At 69.4% G+C, this 20,785-nt stretch carries 22 protein-coding genes; 13 read left to right on the top strand and 9 right to left on the bottom strand.

The genetic code is table 11. From position 1 onward, the window contains the following. Window positions 1-112: 112 nt before the first annotated feature. A complete protein-coding gene (gene moaA, locus IEY91_RS23745) occupies window positions 113-1,105 on the top strand; it encodes a GTP 3',8-cyclase MoaA (protein WP_229697193.1) in 993 nt (330 codons plus the stop codon). Window positions 1,106-1,126: 21 nt separating this feature from the next. Here the strand turns inward: moaA and IEY91_RS23740 are convergent, their stop codons facing one another. Together IEY91_RS23740 and IEY91_RS23735 are read right to left on the bottom strand one after the other, a co-directional pair. After that, window positions 1,127-1,348 carry a hypothetical protein gene (locus IEY91_RS23740; RefSeq protein WP_164326098.1) on the bottom strand — a complete coding sequence of 74 codons (222 nt, stop codon included), beginning with the start codon at window positions 1,346-1,348 and terminating at the stop codon, window positions 1,127-1,129. 178 nt (window positions 1,349-1,526) lie between these two features. Further along, entirely contained in the window at window positions 1,527-1,916 is a 390-nt protein-coding gene (locus IEY91_RS23735) for a DUF3099 domain-containing protein (protein ID WP_164326099.1), read from the bottom strand. A gap of 214 nt (window positions 1,917-2,130) precedes the next feature. On the opposite strand from IEY91_RS23735, the gene IEY91_RS23730 reads away from it, so the two are divergent. Further along, window positions 2,131-2,406 (top strand): GlsB/YeaQ/YmgE family stress response membrane protein, encoded by a 276-nt coding sequence (locus tag IEY91_RS23730; protein ID WP_164326100.1) that lies wholly within the window; start codon window positions 2,131-2,133, stop codon window positions 2,404-2,406. A gap of 123 nt (window positions 2,407-2,529) precedes the next feature. On the opposite strand, the gene tyrS is transcribed toward IEY91_RS23730, so the two are convergent. From tyrS to IEY91_RS23710, 4 genes are all read right to left on the bottom strand, one after another. Further along, complete coding sequence (tyrS, locus tag IEY91_RS23725) at window positions 2,530-3,795, bottom strand: tyrosine--tRNA ligase (RefSeq protein ID WP_189175623.1); 1,266 nt, start codon at window positions 3,793-3,795, stop codon at window positions 2,530-2,532. A gap of 93 nt (window positions 3,796-3,888) precedes the next feature. Further along, on the bottom strand, window positions 3,889-5,280 hold the full coding sequence (locus IEY91_RS23720) for a TldD/PmbA family protein (protein ID WP_189175622.1): 1,392 nt from the start codon (window positions 5,278-5,280) through the stop codon (window positions 3,889-3,891). Beyond that, window positions 5,277-5,546, bottom strand: a complete 270-nt coding sequence (locus tag IEY91_RS23715; RefSeq protein ID WP_373288012.1) for a metallopeptidase TldD-related protein — start codon at window positions 5,544-5,546, stop codon at window positions 5,277-5,279. Before IEY91_RS23715 ends, IEY91_RS23720 begins: the two co-directional genes overlap by 4 nt. A 252-nt stretch (window positions 5,547-5,798) precedes the next feature. Then, window positions 5,799-6,986, bottom strand: coding sequence for a helix-turn-helix domain-containing protein (locus IEY91_RS23710; RefSeq protein ID WP_189175621.1), 1,188 nt, complete (start codon window positions 6,984-6,986; stop codon window positions 5,799-5,801). A 152-nt stretch (window positions 6,987-7,138) separates the two neighbouring features. On the opposite strand from IEY91_RS23710, the gene IEY91_RS23705 reads away from it, so the two are divergent. The 4 genes from IEY91_RS23705 to IEY91_RS23690 all read left to right on the top strand — a co-directional run bounded on the left by IEY91_RS23705 (window position 7,139) and on the right by IEY91_RS23690 (window position 11,451). Beyond that, window positions 7,139-7,360 carry a hypothetical protein gene (locus IEY91_RS23705; protein WP_189175620.1) on the top strand — a complete coding sequence of 74 codons (222 nt, stop codon included), beginning with the start codon at window positions 7,139-7,141 and terminating at the stop codon, window positions 7,358-7,360. A 1,116-nt stretch (window positions 7,361-8,476) separates the two neighbouring features. Then, a complete protein-coding gene (locus IEY91_RS23700) occupies window positions 8,477-9,973 on the top strand; it encodes a replication initiator (protein WP_229697192.1) in 1,497 nt (498 codons plus the stop codon). A 20-nt stretch (window positions 9,974-9,993) separates the two neighbouring features. Further along, entirely contained in the window at window positions 9,994-10,155 is a 162-nt protein-coding gene (locus tag IEY91_RS23695) for a helix-turn-helix domain-containing protein (protein ID WP_189175619.1), read from the top strand. A gap of 48 nt (window positions 10,156-10,203) precedes the next feature. Further along, window positions 10,204-11,451: a tyrosine-type recombinase/integrase gene (locus IEY91_RS23690; protein ID WP_189175618.1), complete on the top strand. Its 1,248-nt coding sequence runs from the start codon at window positions 10,204-10,206 to the stop codon at window positions 11,449-11,451. A 59-nt stretch (window positions 11,452-11,510) separates the two neighbouring features. Here IEY91_RS23690 and IEY91_RS23685 read toward each other — a convergent pair whose 3' ends face one another. Continuing rightward, window positions 11,511-13,037 (bottom strand): TldD/PmbA family protein, encoded by a 1,527-nt coding sequence (locus IEY91_RS23685; protein ID WP_189175617.1) that lies wholly within the window; start codon window positions 13,035-13,037, stop codon window positions 11,511-11,513. Between the two features lie 262 nt (window positions 13,038-13,299). Between IEY91_RS23685 and fabG the strand changes: the two genes are divergently transcribed. The 3 genes from fabG to IEY91_RS23670 all read left to right on the top strand — a co-directional run bounded on the left by fabG (window position 13,300) and on the right by IEY91_RS23670 (window position 15,358). After that, window positions 13,300-14,019: a 3-oxoacyl-[acyl-carrier-protein] reductase gene (fabG, locus tag IEY91_RS23680; RefSeq protein WP_189175616.1), complete on the top strand. Its 720-nt coding sequence runs from the start codon at window positions 13,300-13,302 to the stop codon at window positions 14,017-14,019. 5 nt (window positions 14,020-14,024) lie between these two features. Continuing rightward, the gene (gene fabI, locus IEY91_RS23675) at window positions 14,025-14,801 is read left to right on the top strand and encodes an enoyl-ACP reductase FabI (protein ID WP_164326105.1); all 777 of its coding nucleotides are present in this window, start codon (window positions 14,025-14,027) and stop codon (window positions 14,799-14,801) included. A gap of 158 nt (window positions 14,802-14,959) precedes the next feature. Next, entirely contained in the window at window positions 14,960-15,358 is a 399-nt protein-coding gene (locus IEY91_RS23670) for a hypothetical protein (protein ID WP_229697191.1), read from the top strand. A 72-nt stretch (window positions 15,359-15,430) separates the two neighbouring features. Here the strand turns inward: IEY91_RS23670 and IEY91_RS23665 are convergent, their stop codons facing one another. Beyond that, window positions 15,431-16,117, bottom strand: a complete 687-nt coding sequence (locus tag IEY91_RS23665) for a FadR/GntR family transcriptional regulator (protein WP_189175615.1) — start codon at window positions 16,115-16,117, stop codon at window positions 15,431-15,433. 152 nt (window positions 16,118-16,269) lie between these two features. On the opposite strand from IEY91_RS23665, the gene IEY91_RS23660 reads away from it, so the two are divergent. From IEY91_RS23660 to IEY91_RS23650, 4 genes are all read left to right on the top strand, one after another. Continuing rightward, window positions 16,270-17,736 (top strand): CynX/NimT family MFS transporter, encoded by a 1,467-nt coding sequence (locus tag IEY91_RS23660; protein WP_373288011.1) that lies wholly within the window; start codon window positions 16,270-16,272, stop codon window positions 17,734-17,736. 43 nt (window positions 17,737-17,779) lie between these two features. After that, window positions 17,780-17,896 (top strand): SGM_5486 family transporter-associated protein, encoded by a 117-nt coding sequence (locus tag IEY91_RS42380; RefSeq protein ID WP_106967776.1) that lies wholly within the window; start codon window positions 17,780-17,782, stop codon window positions 17,894-17,896. A gap of 189 nt (window positions 17,897-18,085) precedes the next feature. Further along, a complete protein-coding gene (locus tag IEY91_RS23655; RefSeq protein ID WP_164326108.1) occupies window positions 18,086-18,307 on the top strand; it encodes a hypothetical protein in 222 nt (73 codons plus the stop codon). Window positions 18,308-18,504: 197 nt separating this feature from the next. Further along, on the top strand, window positions 18,505-19,023 hold the full coding sequence (locus tag IEY91_RS23650) for a SixA phosphatase family protein (RefSeq protein WP_164326109.1): 519 nt from the start codon (window positions 18,505-18,507) through the stop codon (window positions 19,021-19,023). A gap of 83 nt (window positions 19,024-19,106) precedes the next feature. Here IEY91_RS23650 and serB read toward each other — a convergent pair whose 3' ends face one another. After that, window positions 19,107-20,501: a phosphoserine phosphatase SerB gene (serB, locus tag IEY91_RS23645; RefSeq protein ID WP_229697189.1), complete on the bottom strand. Its 1,395-nt coding sequence runs from the start codon at window positions 20,499-20,501 to the stop codon at window positions 19,107-19,109. Window positions 20,502-20,785 lie beyond the last annotated feature (284 nt).

The following is a 20,785-nucleotide window of genomic DNA, read 5'->3' as shown; positions in this document are numbered from 1 at the left end:
ACGCGGCCGCACCGTTCCTCGTGGCAAATAGCCCATGGTGTTGTCAGAGGTCTGGCGTAAGGTCGGAACCAGTCGGAAACATCAGCATCCAACCGCCGGGGAGGGGGCCGCAGTGCTCATCGACACCTATGGCCGAGTAGCCACTGACCTGCGCGTTTCACTGACCGACCGCTGTAATTTGCGCTGCACCTACTGCATGCCGGAGGAAGGCCTGCAATGGCTGGCCAAGCCGGATCTGCTCACGGACGACGAGATCGTCCGCCTCATCCGCATAGCCGTGACGAGCCTCGGCATCGAGGAAGTCCGCTTCACCGGCGGTGAGCCGCTGCTGCGCCCCGGCCTCGTCGGCATCGTCGAGCGCTGCGCCGCCCTGGCGCCCCGCCCCAAGATGTCCCTGACGACGAACGGCATCGGCCTCAAGCGCACCGCCAAGGCCCTGAAGGAAGCGGGCCTGGACCGGGTCAACGTCTCCCTGGACACCCTGCGCCCGGACGTCTTCAAGACCCTCACCCGCCGCGACCGCCACCACGACGTCCTCGAAGGCCTCGAAGCCGCGCGCGACGCGGGCCTGACCCCGGTCAAGGTCAACACGGTCCTGATGCCGGGCCTGAACGACGACGAGGCCCCCGACCTCCTTGCCTGGGCCGTCGAGAACGACTACGAACTGCGCTTCATCGAGCAGATGCCCCTGGACGCCCAGCACGGCTGGAAGCGTGACGGCATGATCACGGCCGGTGACATCCTGACCTCGCTGCGCACCCGCTTCGAGCTCACCGAGGAGGGCTCCGAGCAGCGCGGCTCCGCCCCGGCCGAGCGCTGGCTCGTCGACGGCGGACCGCACCGCGTCGGCGTGATCGCCTCCGTCACCCGCCCGTTCTGCTCCGCCTGCGACCGCACCCGCCTCACCGCCGACGGCCAGGTGCGCACCTGCCTGTTCGCCACGGAGGAGACCGACCTCAGGGTCGCGCTGCGCGCCGAGGACAGCGCGGACGAGGAGATCGCCCGCATCTGGAAGCTCGCGATGTGGGGCAAGAAGGCGGGCTCGGGCCTCGACGACCCGTCGTTCCTGCAGCCCGAGCGCCCGATGTCCGCGATCGGCGGCTAGCCGGCCGGGCGGGGCCTTCGGCTAGGCCGAACCCTCCGGCTGCTCCCACTCGCTCAGGAGCACGACGTCCTTCAAGAAGCCCCGTACGCCCAGGAATTGAGAGAGGTGCTCACGGTGCTCGTCACACGCGAGCCACGTCTTGCGCCGCTCGGGGGTGTGCAGCTTCGGGTTGTTCCACGCCAGCACCCACACCGCGGCGTCGCGGCAGCCCTTGGCGGAACAGATCGGTGTTTCGTCGCTCACGTACTCATCCCAAACAAGGCGACGCCGAGCAGCCACGGGGGGAGCTGCCCGGCGTCGGTCTGTCGCTCCGACGGGGGATGCGGAGCGCGTACGAAGTATGTCACGGGGGAGTGGCCGCCTGGCACCGGAACTACATGATTGATCTGAGCATTTCTTGAGCTTGGCGTAACGTCGACGGTCAGCTCTGTTCGGGTGAAGGTGCGCCCGGAGCCTTGTGCGCGGCCCCTGCCGCGTCTTCCGGGACGGGTTCCGCGTCCCGTTCGCGGGACGCCGTCGGCGGCAGCATCGGACGCGACGGTGCCGGTACGAAGGTTGACGGCAGCGAAGGAGTGTTCTCCCGGCCGGCGTTGGCGATCACCACGGCGACGTACGGAAGGAGGATGCCGAGCACCAGAGCGACCAGAGCGACGTGCCGCTCGACGTTCCAGAGCACCGCGGCGGCAATGACTGAAACAGTGCGGACGGACATCGAGATCACATACCGCCGCTGCCGCCCCCGAATGTCGTCCGCGAGCCCCTGCCGGGCCCCCGTGATCCGGAAGACCTCGACGCCGCTCTGCTTCCGCATCACGTTCCACCGCCTGCCCTTTTTGCCAGGCTCTCCCCGGCCTGGACGCTCCACCACGTTACGCCGCGCATGCGCAGACGCGTAGACCGGGGGCAGGTCCGCCTCCTGGTGGGGCGTGCGTCGCGCCACGTATGGAGGTGCCCGACATGCGCCGTATGGCGGATGGGCCGACACTGAGCGTAATGCTCATGTCGAGCCGTCTGAGGAGGCAGCTATGGGCTGGTTGTGGGCAATCATCGTGGGATTCGTCCTTGGCCTGATCGCCAAGGCGATTCTCCCGGGCAAGCAGCACAGTCCGCTGTGGCTGACGACCATCTTCGGCATCATCGGCGCCGTGCTCGGCAACTGGATGGCCGCGGGCTTCGGCATCGACGAGACCAAGGGCATCGACTGGGGGCGGCACGCCCTCCAACTGGTGGCGGCGCTCGTGGTGGTGGGCCTCGGCGACGCCGCGTACAGCATGATCAAGGGGAAGAAACAGACGACCTGACGGCGGTCACAGACGGCCTGGCGGCGGTCGCGGCGCGGGAGGGGCCGGTCCGGGTGGACCGGCCCCTCCCGTATGCGTGCGTGCGTCGAGTCAGGCCGACGGTACGTGCCGTGACCTGTCCGCTCAGGCCGTGACCTCGACCGCCGCCAGGTTCTTCTTGCCCCGGCGCAGCACCAGCCAGCGCCTGTGCAGCAGGTCCTCGCGGGCCGGGACGGCGTCCTCCGCGGCGACCTTCGCGTTGTTCACGTAGGCACCGCCCTCCTTGACCGTGCGGCGCGCGGCCGACTTGCTCGCGACCAGGCCGACCTCGGCGAACAGGTCGACGACCGGGCCGAGCTCGGCGACCTGGATGTGCGGCAGCTCGGAGAGCGCCGCCGCGAGCGTCGCCTCGTCGAGCCCGTCCAGGTCGCCCTGGCCGAACAGCGCCTTCGACGCGGCGATCACGGCCGCGCACTGGTCGGCGCCGTGCACAAGCGCGGTCAGCTCCTCGGCGAGCGCGCGCTGCGCGGCGCGCGCCTGCGGCCGCTCCTCGGTCTGCTGCTCCAGCTCTTCGAGCTCCTCGCGGGACTTGAAGCTGAGGATGCGCAGGTACTTCGAGATGTCCCGGTCGTCCACATTCAGCCAGAACTGGTAGAACGCGTACGGCGTCGTCATCTCCGGGTCGAGCCAGACGGCGCCGCCCTCGGTCTTGCCGAACTTGGTGCCGTCCGCCTTGGTCATCAGCGGCGTCGCGAGCGCGTGCACGGTCGCGTCCGGCTCCAGGCGGTGGATCAGGTCGATGCCCGCCGTGAGGTTGCCCCACTGGTCGCTGCCGCCCTGCTGGAGGGTGCAGCCGTGGCGCCGGTACAGCTCAAGGAAGTCCATGCCCTGGAGCAGCTGGTAGCTGAACTCCGTGTAGCTGATGCCCTCCTGCGACTCCAGGCGGCGGGCGACCGAGTCCTTGGTGAGCATCTTGTTCACGCGGAAGTGCTTGCCGATGTCCCGCAGGAACTCGATCGCGGACATGCCCGCGGTCCAGTCCAGGTTGTTGACCATGACCGCGGCGTTGTCGCCCTCGAAGGACAGGAACGGCTCGATCTGCGAGCGCAGCCGCGCCACCCAGTTCGCGACCGTCTCCGGGTCGTTCAGGGTGCGCTCCGCGGTCGGCCGCGGGTCGCCGATCTGGCCCGTGGCGCCGCCCACGAGCGCGAGCGGGCGGTGGCCCGCCTGCTGCAGGCGGCGCACGGTCAGGACCTGCACGAGATGCCCGACGTGCAGGCTCGCCGCCGTCGGGTCGAAGCCGCAATAGAACGTGACGGGACCGTCCGCGAGCGCCTTGCGCAGTGCTTCTTCGTCGGTGGACTGGGAAAACAGTCCCCGCCACTTCAGCTCGTCGACGATGTCCGTCACGGGTCTCGTGTCTCCTCGGGTGTTCTTGGAACGTGCACCTCGGGGGTGCGGTGTGCGTGCACCTCTGCGTGGATACGGGTGCGGTCTCCGAGGTTATACGCCCTGGCTGACCGAACTCATATTGAAATCCGGCACCCGCAGCGCGGGCATCGCGGCCCGGGTGAACCAGTCGCCCCACTCGCGCGGCAGCGTCTTCTCCGTACGACCCGCCTCACTGGCCCGCGACAGCAGGTCCACCGGCGACTCGTTGAAGCGGAAGTTGTTCACCTCGCCGACCACCTCGCCGTTCTCCACCAGGTACACGCCGTCCCTGGTCAGACCGGTGAGCAGCAGCGTCGCCGGGTCCACCTCGCGGATGTACCACAGGCAGGTGAGCAGCAGGCCGCGCTCGGTGGCCGCGACCATCTCGTCGAGCGAGCGGTCCGAGCCGCCCTGGAGCATCAGGTTCCCGATCGCCGGGGCCACCGGCAGGCCGGTCAGGCCCGCGCTGTGCCGGGTGGTCGTGAGCCGCGCCAGCTCGCCCTCGCGGATCCACTCGGTGGGCGCCAGCGGCAGTCCGTTGTCGAACACGGACGCGTCGTCGCCGGAGGCGTGCGCGATCACGAACGGGGCCGCCTCCAGGCCCGGCTCGTTCGGGTCGCTGCGCAGCGTCAGCGGCAGCTCCGCGACCCGCTCGCCGACGCGGGTGCCGCCGCCCGGCTTGGAGAACACCGTGCGGCCCTCCGCCGCGTCGCGGGCCGCCGACGACCACAGCTGGTAGATCAGCAGGTCCGCGACGGCGGTCGGCGGAAGCAGCGTCTCGTACCGCCCGGCCGGCAGCTCCACCCGCCGCTCGGCCCAGGCCAGGCGCCGCGCCAGCTCCTCGTCCAGGGCGCCCGGGTCGACGTCCTTGAAGTCACGGGTCGCCCGGCCCGCCCACGCCGAACGCGTGCGGTCCGGCGACTTCGCGTTCAGCTCCAGCGTGCCGCTCGGCTGGTCGTGCCGCAGCCGCAGCCCCGTCGACGTACCGACATAGCTGGACGTCAGCTCGTGGTTGGCGAAGCCGTAAAGCTCGCGGCCGCCCGCCCGTGCGAGGGCGAAGGCCTCGCCGAGCGCGGGCGCGAAGTCCGCGAAGACCGCCGAGGAGGTCTCGGCGGGCGCGTCCGTGAAGTCCGGCGACGCGGAGCCGCCGGTCACGAGCGGCTGCGCGTCCTCGGCGGGCCCGCCCGAGCGCGCCGCGGCCTCGGCGGCCCGCACCAGCGGCTCCAGGTCGTCGGCGGTCACCGCGGAGCGCGAGACGACGCCGGAGGCGGTGCCCTCCTTGCCGTCGACGGTGGCGATGACGGTGAGGGTGCGGCCGCGGGTGACGCCGTTGGTGGTGAGCGCGTTGCCCGCCCAGCGCAGGTTCGCCGTCGACTCCTCGTCGGCGATCACCACACAGCCGTCGGCGGTGGACAGCTCCAGGGCGCGCTCGACGATCTCGTGCGGCTTTGCGGTGCGGCTCATCGACCGGCCTCCTGCGTGGTGTTGAGGATGTTGACGCCCTTGAAGAGGGCGGAGGGGCAGCCGTGCGACACGGACGCGACCTGGCCCGGCTGGGCCTTGCCGCAGTTGAAGGCGCCGCCGAGTACGTACGTCTGCGGGCCGCCGACCGCCGTCATCGAGCCCCAGAAGTCGGTGGTCGTGGCCTGGTAGGCGACGTCCCGCAGCTGCCCGGTGAGGCGCCCGTTCTCGATCTTGTAGAAGCGCTGTCCGGTGAACTGGAAGTTCACCGTGGGTGCGGAGGGCATACCTCCGTGATCAAGGTCTGCGCAGGTCAGGCGTTGTTTCACGGGCTACCCTCAATCCCTATTCATACCGGTTGAAACCGGACTGTGCGGGGTCTGGTGACGACTTGGTGTCGACCTCCACAGAGCCCGGCTGGGCCGTCTCGCAGAGCCTAGGACCCGGCTCCGGGCGATGGGCGCAAGAGACAGCCTCTGCCACCGGTTCGAGCAGATCAAGGGTAATTTCCCGGCCGTGGATCAGACCTCGATGCCGGACATCTTCGACAGCTTCATCAGCTTGGCGTTGCTGCGTCGGTGCAGTGAGGACACGACGCGGAAGACCTCACGGCCCATGGGGTGGATGCGTGCCATCTGAGGGGCGACCTCCCACGCCTTGCACAAGTTCTCCAGTGCGCCGTCCCGGTCCCCAGTGTCAAGCTGCGCCCTCGCCGTGTTGATGTACGTCGGGGCGATGCGAGTGGGGGGCAAGCCTTGAAGCGCTCGGCTGAGATTGTCCGTCAGCGAGAGAGCGTCATGGGGTTTCCCGAGGTCGACACAGGTAGCCAGCTCATGAGTGAACGTATTCTGCGGGCCGATGGTGAGTCCGTGAACGCTGATGTCCTCGTGCATTCCGATGCATGCGTTGTGGGCGGAGTCGATGTGACGCTGAGCTTCCCGCTTGGCTTCCCGCTTGTCCTTCAAGCGTCCGGCCAGGGTCATGCCCCTGAGGTTGAGGATGGCGACGGCGATGTCTCGATCTTGGCCAGAGAGGTTGGATTGGGCATCTGCAATGGCTCGATCAACCAACGTCAGCCCTCGCTCGATATCGCCGAAGTTGAGGTATGTTCCGGCGCGGTCGCGGGCGGCCACTGCCATGCCGAGAGGGTTCGGCTTCTGCCCCACGGCCCAGCGCTGACGGGTGACTGCCAGCTCGGCCATGTCCATCCACCTGTGCCGCGCAGCCAGCCAGTAGACGGAGCTGTAGACGTCGGCAAGGACCATCCAGGCCTCTGGGGTGTTCCGGGTGTGAGCGTGGACTGTGGCGTCCCTCAGGAGCCCTGGAAGGGTCCTCTTGAGGGTGGCTACGTCGACCTTTCGTCGGCGGCTGTCCGCCGCCCTGAGACCCTCGGTGACAGCGCCCTCTTCGACCGTTCGCCCGTCCGGCAGGTCGTAGTCCCGGATGGCTGAGCGGAGAGCCGAGAGCGGGGCCTCGTCGTGACGCTCGACAGTGGCCTTGCCCAACACCTCGTCCATGGTCAGCCCCATCGGTGTGGCCACAGACGTGGCCACTTCCGGGGTCAGGGTTCTGTCCCCTACCTCGATCTTGGACAGCAGCGACTCAGAGATTCCAGCGGTTCGGGCTAGCTTCCGCTGAGTCCACCCGTGTTCCTTACGGAGCGTGGCCAGGTTCGCGCCCGGCGCCGGATCAACCGTCGTGGTGCTCATGGGCTCAGTCTTCCTCGCGGATTCAGGTCCTGCCAGCCATGGTCACAGCTACACCGGGTGCCCGCACCCCCGCTGTGCAAACACTGTGCAAGTTCCCATGCATCCAAGGCGAGTTGACTGACTGTCAACCGAATCGAGCTCAGGGGAAGGCTATGGATGAGGGGAAGAGCGTGTCTGTGATGGCGGCGGACGCTGAGGCGAAGCTCCGCAAGGCCCTCGATGAACTGGGGATCAACCTGCCTGGACTGCGCCTGGATGAGAGCAGGGTGGTGCCTCTGATCGTTCTGGGCGCCTGCAACGTTCATGCGGCGAAGCTGCTCGGAAACGCCTTGGTCGCAGCATCGGATGCCGGTCGAATGGGGCGGTCGGAATGACGAATCCGCTGAGAGTCCTTAAGGACTGCCCTGCATGCCGTAAGCCGAAGAACTACGGCCCGAGAGATCAGCGGTGCTCCTGCGGTAAGGAGGGGTGATGGCATCCCCAACGGAATGGACGCCAGAGGTCGGAGCGGCAGTCTATGACCGGGGGACTGGGCTGCCGTGGAAGATCAAGCACCTGGATGGGAGGCGCGTGACCCTGGTCCGGCCCAGCGGCTTTGAGGTCGTTGCGAACCGGCTGTCTCTGCGCCCAGCGACTCCCTGGCAGAAGAGGCAACTCAAGGCACTCGCGAACTTCCACAAGCAGAGGGAAATAGCTGCCCAAGTGCAACGGCATATGGGAGGAAGCCCTGTGATCTTGCAGAACTCGCATGAGGAATGCAACGGGCCCAAGGTGCCCCTGCCGGGTGGCGGGTGGCGCTGCTCCTGCGGAGCCGTCTTCCTCTAGATCAGCAGCCCCCTCCTCGGCTCTCCTGGCGTCAGGACGGCCAGGGCAGGGGGTGTCGCATGCTGAGCCTGAGTTGGTGGATCGGCGCAGGTGAACGCGCCGCCGGCCGTAGAGGCTTTGGGCGGGAGCTGCCATGGGGCGAGTGATCGGGGGCCCTTACGCTGGCCGCGAATCGGGCTGGCTCCTTGCCTGCCCACACTGGCCCGATCGGGCCCCCGATCTTAGAGGCTCGCCCCATGGCGGCTGCCTAAAGCCTCGTAGGCCGTCGGCCCCGGCCAACGGGCTTGAACCTCAATCTCGGCCTGTGCTGTGAGGGCGGCTTGGCCGACCGGACGGGACCGGCCGAAGGCCGCACGCCCGGCCGAGGCGGCCGAAGAGCCGCCCGGCGCGCCGCAGGCGCGCCCTTGAGTAAGTAAAGAAACTCTCCGCCACGCTCGTTCGGCCGGAAGTTCCCATAGGACCAAGGGAGCTGAGAGGCTGCCCGGCCTCCGTGCGCAAGGGAATATTCGAGGGTAGTCACGAGCATCGACGCGTAGCCTGAATGGGCAAGTTGCTGTGCGCCTGACTCGGGCGCGTGACCTGTTGACGTCCAGTCAGACGAACTAGAGGAGTTCCCATGAACATCCGCTACCTACTTCCCGACTTGAGGCTATGGAGGTCTCGCTATGTCTGCCGAATTTGGCATCAATTCCCGCCCCGAACCCGCATTGCAGCGCAGTGCGACTGCGCTGTCTCGATCCGCCGAACTGGCGCGGGAGCAACGGCTACAGGCCCTCTCAGAAGAGGACCGTGATCTCATACGGTTGGTCCATGAGCCGTATTTCGCCCGGTGGTTGGAGCAAATCAAGGCCATAGGCGGATGTGCCCATCCGGTTTACCTGGCCGGTTCTACCGTCACCTGTGAGGCGACATCGGGTGAGGTGCTGGCTTCGTACTCGACTGACCAGGAACCGGGTGAGCGGCTGGCCTTGCGCTGTCGCAACCGGCGAGGGAGCGTCTGCGCCCCGTGCTCATGGCTGCATGCCGGGGACACCTACCAGCTCGTCCGCTCCGGCCTGGTTGGCGGCAAGAGCGTGCCGGATGCGGTGAGGGAGCGGCCCCGGCTGTTCGTCACGCTGACAGCACCAGGCTTCGGCTCGGTGCACCGTGCGGCTGACGGCGAGCGTTGTCGACCGCGCCGCGAAGACCCGCGCTGCGAGCACGGGCGTCCGCAAGGGTGCGACTTGGCGCACACCGATCGTGACTCGCTGGTCGGCTTACCGCTGTGCGTGGACTGCTATGACTACGTCGGCCATGTGCTGTGGCACGCGCACGCCGGGCGGTTATGGGACCGCTTCACTACCGGTGTGCGCCGTCACCTGGCCACAGTGGCAGGCATCCCCCGCTCGCGACTCGGCGCACACGTGGTGGTGTCTTTCGCGAAGGTCGCTGAGTACCAGCAACGCGCCGCCGTGCACTTCCACGCAGTGGTACGCCTCGATGGTCCGGCCGGACCGGAGGACCAGCCCCCGGAGTGGGCGACTGAGGAACTCCTCGCAGAGGCGGTTACGGCGGCGGTTGGTGCGGCAAGCGTTCGGGTGCCCGAATCCGATGCCTACGGGACCGAACTGCTGGGCTTCGGCGCGCAGTTGGACGTACGTCCCATCCGGGCCTTTGGTGATGATCAAGGGCTCTCGGATGACGCGGTGGCCGCGTACGTGGCCAAGTACGTCACCAAAGGAGCCGCCGACACCGGCACCGGACTCGATCACGCTGTCTCAGGGCTGCATGAGATCCGAGCGGCGGCTGTCTCGGGGCACGTGCGAGCCCTCATGGGTACCTGCTGGCGCCTGGGCGGCCTCGCGGAGCTGCGGCACCTGCGGCTGCGGGCGTGGGCTCACACGCTCGGCTATCGGGGCCACGTGCTCACCAAGTCTCGGCGCTACTCGACCACGTACACGGCTCTGCGTGCCCAGCGTGCTGACCATCAACGGGGCGGGCCCGATCCGCTCGACGACCCTGACACGGTCACGGAGGCGTCATGGCGCTACGTCGGCTCGGGCTACACCCCCGGCGCTGCCCTGCTCGCCGCAAGCATCGCCGAAGAACTCACGCAGTCCCGACGGCTCTACGCGGAGGCCCTAGAGGACGACAGGGCGTACGGGCGGGAGGAGATGCCGTGAGGGGCGGTAGCAACCTCCTTATGACGCCGGAAGAGGCGGCTGTCGAACTGGGGGTGACAAAGCGGGTGCTCATGGACTCGTACCGGCGCTGGGGCATCCCGTACCTGAAGGTCGGCAAGCACGTTCGGTTCCGAACTCGCGATCTACACAACTGGGTTGACGCTCGGATGAGGGCTGGCTAGCTTCCGCAATGAGCCGCTAACCAATCAACATGTGGAGGGTGAATAAGCGTGGCGACCATCAAGAGAGAAGACTGCACCTGCCCCCGGCGCAAGAAGCCGACGTGCCCCCACAAGCCGTACCGAGTCACGTACCGGGAGCCCGGGGGCAGGGCAGGCAAGCCGCGACAGGTGTCGTTCAAGAAGCAAGCCGACGCGGAGGCCTTCGCGGTCAAGGTCGAGCGGGACAAAGACCTGGGGACGTACATCAACCCCAAGGCGGGGCAGAGGACGTTCGAAGCGATCTGGCACGAGTGGGTGGAGGCGGGAACCCTCGAAGAGTCCTCGAAGAGGAACTATCAGAGCGTCTACGACAACCACTACGGGCCGTTCTTCGGGAGCAAGCCCGTCGGCGGCATCACCCCGTCGACCATCCAGGAGTGGGAGGCCGACCAGAAGGAGAGGGGCTACAAGGAGTCCGGGATCAACGGACGCAAGAACGTCCTGTCGTCCGTCTTCAACTACGCGGTAGCGGCGGAGATCATCGGCCGCAATCCATGCAAGAAGGCGAACCCCCGGCGGCGCTCCGGTCAGCAGATGACGCCCGTCACGGACGAGGACATCCCGACCATGGAAGAGGTCTTGGGGATCATCGCGGAATCTCCCAAGCTCATCCGCGCTGGCTTCTGGGCCATGGCGGGCTGCGGGACGCGTCCCGGCGAGTCCTTGGCGCTGTCCGACGAGTCAGTGAACTGGGAGAGCAGCATCCTCGCTGTGGATCACCAGGTCTCCGCCTACGGCTGCCAAGAGATCTCCGGCTATCGGCGCGGCGTGAAGAGGGGCACGAAGCACCGCACCTTTGATCAAGCGCGACAGACTCCGGTGCCCGAATCGATCAACGAGATCTTCAACGATCACATCGACACGTTCGGCACGTGGGGCGACCGGGGCTGGTTCTTCGAATCCCCCAGGCTGAATGATCGCCACCCGTCCTATGACTGGTTCCTCGACCAGTTCAAGGCGGCGGCCAAGCTGGCGGGGACTCCGAAGTACACGCCGAAGAGCTTCCGGCACTTCTTCGTCTCCGAAGCGATCCATGCCGACATCCCGCTGTTCGAGATCGCTGCATGGGTCGGGCACCGCACCACCAGGACGACGGAACTCGTCTACGGGCACCTCGTGCGCAGGGCCATGGATCGGGGAGCCCGGACCATGCACAACCGCCTGGGGCTGAAGCTGGAGCCCTTTAAAGGCCTCATCGTCCCGCCCTCGCTGACTCCCTCGGAGGGAGACATCGAGGACTGGGACGACGTGGCGTAGAGGTTCGCCGTGACCGCGTGTCGATCTGGTGCAGACTTCGGCCTCGCCCTGATGCTCAGTCAGTCGCGGCCGGACTCGTTCGCAGTGTTGAGGATATTCACACTCCGGAACAGTGCGGACGGGCACCCGTGGGACACGGAGGCGACCTGTCCCGGCTGGGCCTTTCCGCAGTTGAAAGCCCCTCCCAGGACGTAGGTCTGGGGCCCTCCGACCGCCTCCATGGAGCCCCAGAACTGGGGGGTGATCCCCTGGTATGCAAAGTCCCGGACCTGTCCGGTGATGCGGCCGTTCCGGATCGCGTATGCCCTCTGACCCGTAAATTGGAAGTTGTAGCGCTGCATGTCGATCGACCAGGACCGGTCGCCGACCACATAGATGCCCCGGTCCACGCCGCTGATCAGGTCCTCCGTGGAGAGCCCGCCGGGATCCGGCTGCAGCGAGACGTTCGCCATGCGCTGCACCGGGACGTGCCCGGGGGAGTCCGCGTACGCGCAGCCGTTGGAGCGGTCGAAGCCGGTGAGCCTCGCGATGCGCCGGTCCAGCTGGTAGCCGACGAGGGTGCCGTCCTTGACCAGGTCCCAGGACTGCGCGGCCACGCCCTCGTCGTCGTACCCGATGGTCGCGAGCCCGTGCTCGGCCGTGCGGTCGCCCGTCACGTTCATCAGGGACGAGCCGTACGCGAGCTTGCCGAGCTGGTCGAAGGTCGCGAACGAGGTGCCCGCGTACGCCGCCTCGTAGCCGAGCGCGCGGTCCAGCTCCGTGGCGTGGCCGATGGACTCGTGGATCGTCAGCCACAGGTTCGAGGGGTCGACGACGAGGTCGTACTGGCCCGCCTCGACGCTCGGCGCCCGCATCTTTTCCGCCAACTGCCCGGGAATCCGCTCGAGTTCGCCCGCCCAGTCCCAGGTGGACCCGGTGAGGTACTCCCAGCCGCGGCCGACCGGCGGCGCGACGGTGCGCATCGAGTCGAACTCGCCGCTGGACTCGTCGACGGCGACGGCGGTCAGTTGCGGATGCAGGCGCACCCGCTGCTGGGTGGTCACCGTGCCCGCCGTGTCCGCGTAGAACTTGTTCTCGTGCACCGTGAGCAGCGAGGCGTCGACGTGCGCGACGCCCTCGGCGGCGAGCAGCCGCGCGCTCCACTCCGCGAGCAGCCCCGTCTTCTCCTCGTCCGGCACGGAGAAGGGGTCGATCTCGTACGACGACACCCAGGTCTTGTCCGCGTGCACCGGCTCACCGGCCAGCTCCACGCGCTCGTCCGACCCGGCCGCCTTGATCACCTTGGCCGAGAGCTTCGCCATCGCGACGGCCTGCGAGGCGACGCGCGCCGCCGCGTCCATCGTCAGGTCGACGCCCGACGCGAAGCCCCACGTCCCGCCGTGCACCACCCGCACCGCGTAGCCCAGGTCCGTGGTGTCGGAGGACGCGGCCGGCTTGGCGTCCCGCAGCCGCCAGGCCGCGCTGCGCACCCGCTCGAAGCGGAAGTCCGCGTGCTCGGCGCCAAGCGCCCGCGCGCGGGCCAGCGCGGCGTCGGCGAGTGCCCTCAGCGGCAACGCCGTGAAGGCTTCATCGATGGAATGAGGCACGGAATGTCTCCCTGCTGTCGCCAGTGCTGCCAGATGTCTGTCGCCGATGTGCTGCCGGTGTGCTGCAGATGCACTGCAGACGTGCTGCCGGTGTCCGTGGCCGGTCTGTCCGATCATGGCGCGCGAACCGTACGGTGGCCACACCTTTCTGTAGGGATCCAACAGCGACTCATCTACGCCACTGTCGGTCGCCGATTCTCCGTATGGCGCACGGTACCGATAGGTTTTCGGGAGACCACACAGCCAAGGAAAGGGTGATCCGTTGAGCCGCTCGGTTCTCGTCACTGGAGGAAACCGGGGCATCGGCCTCGCCATCGCCCGCGCGTTCGCCGACGCCGGCGACAAGGTCGCGATCACCTACCGCTCGGGTGAGCCGCCCAAGGACCTCACCGCGGCGGGCGTCCTCGCTGTCAAGTGCGACATCACCGACTCCGAGATGGTGGAGCAGGCCTACAAGGAGATCGAGGAGAAGCACGGGGCGGTCGAGGTCCTGGTCGCCAACGCGGGCATCACCAACGACCAGCTCCTGATGCGCATGTCCGAGGAGGACTTCACGTCCGTCCTCGACACCAACCTCACCGGCACCTTCCGTGTCGTGAAGCGTGCCAACCGCGGCATGCTGCGCGCCAAGAAGGGCCGCGTCGTGCTGATCTCCTCCGTGGTCGGGCTGCTCGGCCAGGCGGGCCAGGCGAACTACGCCGCCTCCAAGGCCGGCCTTGTCGGCTTCGCGCGCTCGCTCGCCCGGGAGCTCGGGTCGCGCAACCTCACCTTCAACGTCGTCGCGCCCGGGTTTGTCGACACGGACATGACCCAGGTGCTGACGGACGAGCAGCGCGCGAACATCGTGTCGCAGGTGCCGCTCGGCCGTTACGCCAAGCCCGAGGAGATCGCCGCCACGGTGAAGTTCCTCGCGTCGGACGACGCCTCGTACATCACTGGAGCCGTCATCCCGGTTGACGGCGGATTGGGCATGGGTCACTGATCACCATGAGCGGAATTCTCGACGGCAAGCGCATCCTCGTCACGGGCGTCCTCACGGAGGGCTCCATCGCCTTCCACGCGGCCAAGGTCGCCCAGGAGCAGGGCGCAGAGGTCGTCCTCACCGGCTTCGGCCGTGTCACGCTCGTGGAGCGCATCGCCAAGCGGCTGCCCAAGCCCACCACGGTCATCGAGATGGACGTGACCGACAAGGAGCACCTGGACTCGCTGGCCGCGCGGGTCAACGAGTACTTCGGCGACGACGAGGGCATCGACGGCATCGTCCACTCGATCGCCTTCGGCCCGCAGGGCGCCTTCAACTTCCTGGAGGCGGAGTGGGAGGACGTCTCGACCGCCCTCCAGGTCTCGGCGTACTCCCTGAAGTCGCTCACCATGGCGCTGCTCCCGCTGATGGAGAAGCGCGGCGGCGGCTCGGTCGTCGGCATCACCTTCGACGGCTCGATCGCCTGGCCGAAGTACGACTGGATGGGCGTCGCCAAGGCCGCCCTGGAGTCCACCGGGCGCTACCTGGCGCGTGACCTGGGCGGTCGCAACGTCCGCGTCAACATGGTCTCGGCGGGCCCGATCAAGTCCATGGCCGCCAAGTCCATCCCGGGCTTCGAGGAGCTCGCGGACGTGTGGAACACCCGCTCCCCGCTGGAGTGGGACATGGCCGACCCGGAGCCCGCGGGCCGCGGCGTCGTCGGCCTCCTGTCGGACTTCTTCCCGAAGACGACGGGCGAGGTCGTGCACGTCGACGGCGGCGTCCACATGATGGGTGCCTGAGCAGGATCTTCGTACGTTGTCGTACGTCTTCTTTGGTTGTCGTGCGTCTTCTCTGTACGTGGCCGACGCCCCGTTTCCCGCAGTGCGCGGGAGGCGGGGCGTCGCCCGTTCGGCCGTCTGACCGGGCGGGGGCGGGCCCGGACCGCGCACCCTGAAGTGTGCGCTGGTCACCTGGTGCGGTGCTCGCCGCCCTCGCCCTCCTGGTCGCCCTGCCCTACGACGCCGTGTCGCACGGGGCCGGCGGGGCCGTGACCCACCGCGCCGAGGGCGGGCGCGGGGGTGAGGCGGCGCAACCGGCGCAACCCGCGCAACCGGCGCCCGACGACCGGCCGTTCGGCGCCGAGTGCCGCAGCAGCGTCCAGGGGTCCACCGCCGTCGCGTACTGCCACAACCCCTACCCCGAGACCGACCGGGTCCGGCTGCACGTCGAGTGCGACCGCTGGTGGGACGTCGACAGCGACAGCCATCCGGTCGCGGCGGGACCTGCCGCGACCGTGCGGCTCACCGGGCGGTGCTGGAAGGAGATCCGGTCGGTCTGGGTCAGCCATCAGCGCTGAGGGCCGGGGGGGGGGGGGGGGGGGGGCTGTCAGCCGTCAGCCGTGGAGCCTTAACCGTCAGCCGGTCGAGCCTCAGCCGTCCGCCGCGAGGCGTTCCGGGCGGCACAGGTACGGATAGCTCGCCGCCTCCGCCGCCGCGGCCTCCGCGTCCCGCGCGCGGATCGCCTCCACGAGCCGGCTGTGGTCCATGTGCGCCTCCGGGGTCAGCTCACGGCCGATGTCCTCGCGCAGCCAGTCCCGCAGCACCTCGCCGAGGTCCGCGTACATGGCCGTCATGACGTCGTTGTGGGACGCGGCCACCACGGCCAGGTGCAGCGTCGTGTCGGCCGCCACGAACGCCTCGGCGTCGCCCGACGCCCACGCCTCCTCGCGGCGCGCGAGCAGGGTGTCGAGCTGCCGCAGATCGCGGTCGGTGCGCCGTTCGGCGGCCAGCTTCGCCGCGCTCGACTCCAGCGTGGCGCGCAGCTCCGCGATGTGCCGGGGGCTCGCGTCGGCGAACCTGCGCTGCATCACGCCCGCCAGCTCGCTGGTCGCGACCACATAGGTGCCCGAGCCCTGCCGGATGTCGAGCAGGCCGTTGTGGGCCAGGGCGCGGACCGCCTCGCGCACCGTGTTCCGTGCCACACCGAGCTGCTCGACCAGCTCGGGCTCGGTCGGGATACGGGAGCCCACCGGCCACTCGCCGGACGAGATCTGGTTGCGCAGCTCGGAGATGACCTGCTCGGAGAGGGCCGAGCGGCGAGGCGTGGTCAGGGGCATGACGTTCCTTCGGACGAGCGGACGAGCGGACGGGCGGTCGGGCGGAGCACGCGGCAGGGGGCCGCGGGCTCAATGGATTGGACAGCCAATCATCCCATGATTCTATGATGGCTCTCATGGCGAGCGAGGAAGCGAAGACGACGACCACGAAGATGACGACTACGAAGGCGACGACTACGGAGGCGACGGCGGTTACGGAGGCCATGGCGGTGACGTCGGCGGGCTCCGAGGTCCCGGTGGCCCGCACCGGTGCCGGGGGCGGCAACGGGCAGGCCCACGCGGAGTCCGCCGCAGCGGCCGCCGCGGCCGAGAAAGCGTCCGCCACGCGCGCGTGGGCGACGCGGCTGGTCGTCGTCGGCATCGTCCTCGCGGCCCTCAACCTGCGGCCCGCCATCACCAGCCTCGGCGCGCTCCTCGAAGAGGTGCGCGACGGGCTCGGCATGAGCGGCACCCTGGCCGGCCTCCTCACCTCCGTGCCGCCGCTGTGCTTCGCGGTCTTCGGGAGCCTCGCGCCGCGCTTCGCCCGGCGCTTCGGCCCCAGCGCCGTGGTGTGCGCGGGCATGGCGGCCATCGCCACGGGCCTGCTGATACGTCCCTTCCTTGGCGGCACCGTCGGCTTCCTGGCCGCGAGTGGGCTCGCGCTGATGGGCATAGCCGTCAGCAACGTCCTGATGCCGGTGATCGTCAAGCGCTGGTTCCCGGACCGCGTCGGCTCGATGACCGGCCTGTACTCGATGGCCCTCGCGCTCGGCACCTCGCTGGCCGCCGCCGTCACGGTGCCGGTGACCGACGCCCTGGGCGGCAGTTGGCGCACCGGACTCGCCGTGTGGGCGGCGCTCGCCGTCGTCGCCGTGGTGCCGTGGATCCCGCTGGCCCGCCGGCGTGGTGCGGACCCGGCCGTGGCCGGGCAGGAGCGGGCCGCCGCCGGGCGGGAGGGTGCCGCCACCGGGCGGGAGGGTGCCGCCACCGGGCGGAAGCCGTCGGCCGCTCCGCGCGAGGACGAGGGCATGCGCATCACGCACAGCCGTACCGCCTGGGCGCTGGCCTGCTTCTTCGGCCTCCAGGCCACCGCCGCGTACATCACCATGGGCTGGCTGCCGCAGATCTTCCGGGACGCGGGCGTGCCGGCCGGCGAGGCCGGTGTGCTGCTCGCCGTCACGATGGCCATGGGCGTGCCCCTCGCCTTCGTCATCCCGCGCGTGGCGACGCGACTGTCCCACCAGGGTCCCGTGGTGGTCGCCCTCGGCGCCTGCGGCCTCGCCGGGTACGCGGGCCTGTACTTCGCCCCGGCGGGCGGCGCCTGGGCGTGGGCGCTGCTGTGCGGCGTCTCCAACTGCGCCTTCCCGCTGGCCCTCACGATGGTCGGCATGCGCGCCAGGAGCAGCGTGGGCGTGGCCAAGCTCTCCGCCTTCGCGCAGAGCACCGGCTATCTGATCTCGATCCCGGGCCCGCTGCTCGTCGGCGTGCTCTACCAGCACAGCGGCGGCTGGGGCCTGCCCATCGCGCTCATGGCGTGCCTGATGGTGCCGCAGATCGCCGTCGGCATCCTGGCGGGCCGCGACCGCACCGTCGAGGACGAGGTGGCGGCGAAGGCGGCGGCCGCTCCGGCGGGGGCCTGACCCCGACGGTCGCGGTCCGCGCGCGGGGTGCGAGACTTGGCCCATGCCAGTGCTCGACCCGAACCCCCAGAACGGCCAGAAGAAGCTCCTGATCGTGCTCGGCGCGATGCTGGCCATCACCGTGATCATCGGAATCGTCGCGACGGTGGCCTCGCCCTGACGACCCCTCAGCAGGCGGGGCTCACCCCCGCGTCGACCGGATGGTGGGGCTAGCACCACCATCCCCTAGGGGGTCAGTGTCAGGGTTAACTGGGTGGATCACCGGATGGGTTGAGGGAGCCGGACTCCGTACCTTCGAGATGTGGCCGCGAAGACGCGGCGCGAAGCACTCGAAGACCATGGAGGCGGCATGTCGGCCCGTGCGCACACTCGACGCGACCCGGCGGACCAGGCGAAGCCGGCCGGCATCGAGATCCAGCTTCCCTGGTGGGCCATCGCGCTGCCCGCCATCGCCTTCGCGGCCCTGCTCCTGCTGATACTGAACCCGGCCGATGCCCACGCGGCGAGCAGCGAGCCCGCGGTGTCGGACCTGCTGGAGCGAGTCAGGGACCTGCTGCGCATCGCGGCCTGATCCCCGGCGCGACGCCTTCCGGTCCCTGCCCCCCTGGACCGGCCCGAAGATCGTGAGCGAGGGCGTGCGCGGCGCCCGGAGCGGCGTCGGCAGGGCCCCCACCTCGTGCGTCACGTGACGAAAGCCCCGTCACCCTTGCTGGCGGAGCCCGTCAACTCCCTGCGCCCGGTGGCGTGTTTCATGCGAAGCTGGAATGTATGAGCGTCGCAGAACCCCGCAGGATTGTCCTCTTCCGGCATGCGAAGGCCGACTGGCCCGAGATCTCCGACCACGAGCGCCCGCTCGCCGACCGCGGCCGCCGGGACGCCCCCGTCGCCGGCCGCCAGCTCGCCGCGACCGGCATCGCCTTCGACCTGGCCCTCTGCTCGACCGCCGCCAGGACCCGCGAGACCTGGAAGCTCGCCGTCCATGAGCTCCCGGAGCGGCCTCGGACGGTGTACGAGGACCGGATCTATGAAGCCTCACCCGGCGAGCTGATCGCCGTGCTCAACGAAACCCCCGACGACGTGCGGGACCTCATCCTGATCGGCCACAACCCGGGAGTCCACGGCCTCGCCGACGTCCTGGCAGGTGAAGCCGAGGGCGACGCCCAGGTGCGGATGAACCGCCGCGGCTTCCCGACGTCGGCCTACGCCGTCCTGACGTACACCGGATCGTGGAAGGCCCTGGAGCCGGGCACCGCGACCCTGGTGGACTACTGGGCGCCGTCGGAGTAACGGCAGACCAGCTTTCCCGACCCATGAGAGGGCCCGGCGCCGAGGGGGCGCCGGGCTCTGTGCCGTGTCCGGGGGAGCGCGCCCTAGTCGTGGTCCAGGTGCATGTCCGCGGCCTCGACCTCTTCGCGGGTGATGCCCAGGAGGTACAGGACGGTGTCGAGGAAGGGCACGTTCACAGCGGTGTGCGCGGCCTCGCGGACCATCGGCTTGGCGTTGAAGGCGACGCCCAGGCCGGCGGCGTTGAGCATGTCCAGGTCGTTGGCGCCGTCACCGATCGCCACGGTCTGCTCCAGCGGTACGCCCGCTTCGGCGGCGAAGCGGCGAAGGAGCCGCGCCTTGCCCGCGCGGTCCACGATCTCGCCGGTCACCCTGCCGGTGAGCTTGCCGTCGACGATCTCCAGGGTGTTGGCGTGGGCGAAGTCCAGGCCGAGACGCTCCTTGAGGTCGTCGGTGACCTGGGTGAAGCCGCCCGAGACGACGCCGACCTGATAGCCGAGGCGCTTGAGGGTGCGGATGAGGGTGCGGGCGCCCGGGGTCAGCCGGACCTCGGTCCTGACCTTGTCCACGGACGAGACGTCCAGGCCCTTGAGCAGGGCGACGCGGGCGTGCAGGGACTCCTCGAAGTCGAGTTCGCCGCGCATGGCCGCCGTGGTCACGGCGGCGACCTCCTCCTCGCAGCCCGCGTGGGCGGCGAAGAGCTCGATCACCTCGTCCTGGATGAGGGTCGAGTCGACGTCCATCACGACCAGGCGCTGGGCGCGGCGGTGCAGGCCCGCGGCCACCACCGCGACGTCCACGCCGAGGGCGTGCGCCTCCGTCGCGAGCGCCGTCCGCAGGGGTTCGGTCTCCGTGCCGGAGACGGCGAACTCCACCGCTGTCACGGGGTACTTGGCGAGGCGGAAGATGCGGTCGATGTTGCCGCCCGTGCCCGTGATGCGGGCGGCGATCGCCGCCGTCGACTCGGCCTTGAGCGGGTGGCCGAGCACCGTGACCAAGGACCGGCCCAGGCCGCGCGGGCGGTTGTCGCCCCGGCCCGAGATGATCTCGGCCTGCAGCTTCACGGACTCCGCCCAGCTGTGGACCGTGGCCCGCAGATCGCCCTCCATGCCGGCCGGCGGCGCGGTGACCAGGGCGCACAGCACTATCCGGCCACGGGTCACGACCTGCTCGATGTCGATGACGTCGACGGAGTACGCGGCGAGGGTGTCGAAGAGGCCGGCGGTGATGCCGGGGCGGTCCTTGCCGAAGATCTTTACGAGGAGGGTGGGGAGGCTGGCGTGGGCGCCTTCGCCGAGGCTTTGGCCGAGGTGGGCGCCTTGGCCGACGGGGGCGTCTTCTGCGGTGGCTTCCGGGGCGGCCGTCGGGGCGGCTTCCCGGGCCGGTGCCGGGGTGGGCGTGGGCGTGCCCTCCGGCTCGGGTGCGCGGGCGCCTTCCGGCGTGGGCGCGTCGGGGTGCGTGGGTGGCGTCGAGGCACTCATGGTGATCCCCACGGTAGCTGGCCGCGCTTGTGCGGCGGTGGGGATGTCCGGCCCTCGGACGGCCTCCCCCCGGACGCTGGGGCTCCCGTTGCCCTGCGGTTTCCGGCGAATGGGGCCACGTTCACCTACCGGGCTACGGGGTTCCTTCGCCTGCGGCACGGTGGGCACGGCCCTCTCCCACCGCTGCCGCGACGGCTCTCTCCCACCCGTTCACCGGAACATCAACCCTCACGCCGGAGCCGCCCGACCGGGCCACCCGCCCCCACGGGCAGGCCGGGCCTCCG

This window comes from Streptomyces lasiicapitis (genome assembly GCF_014646335.1).
GTDB classification, from domain to species: Bacteria; Actinomycetota; Actinomycetes; order Streptomycetales; family Streptomycetaceae; genus Streptomyces; species Streptomyces lasiicapitis.
This window is presented reverse-complemented; position numbering and strand designations above follow the sequence as displayed.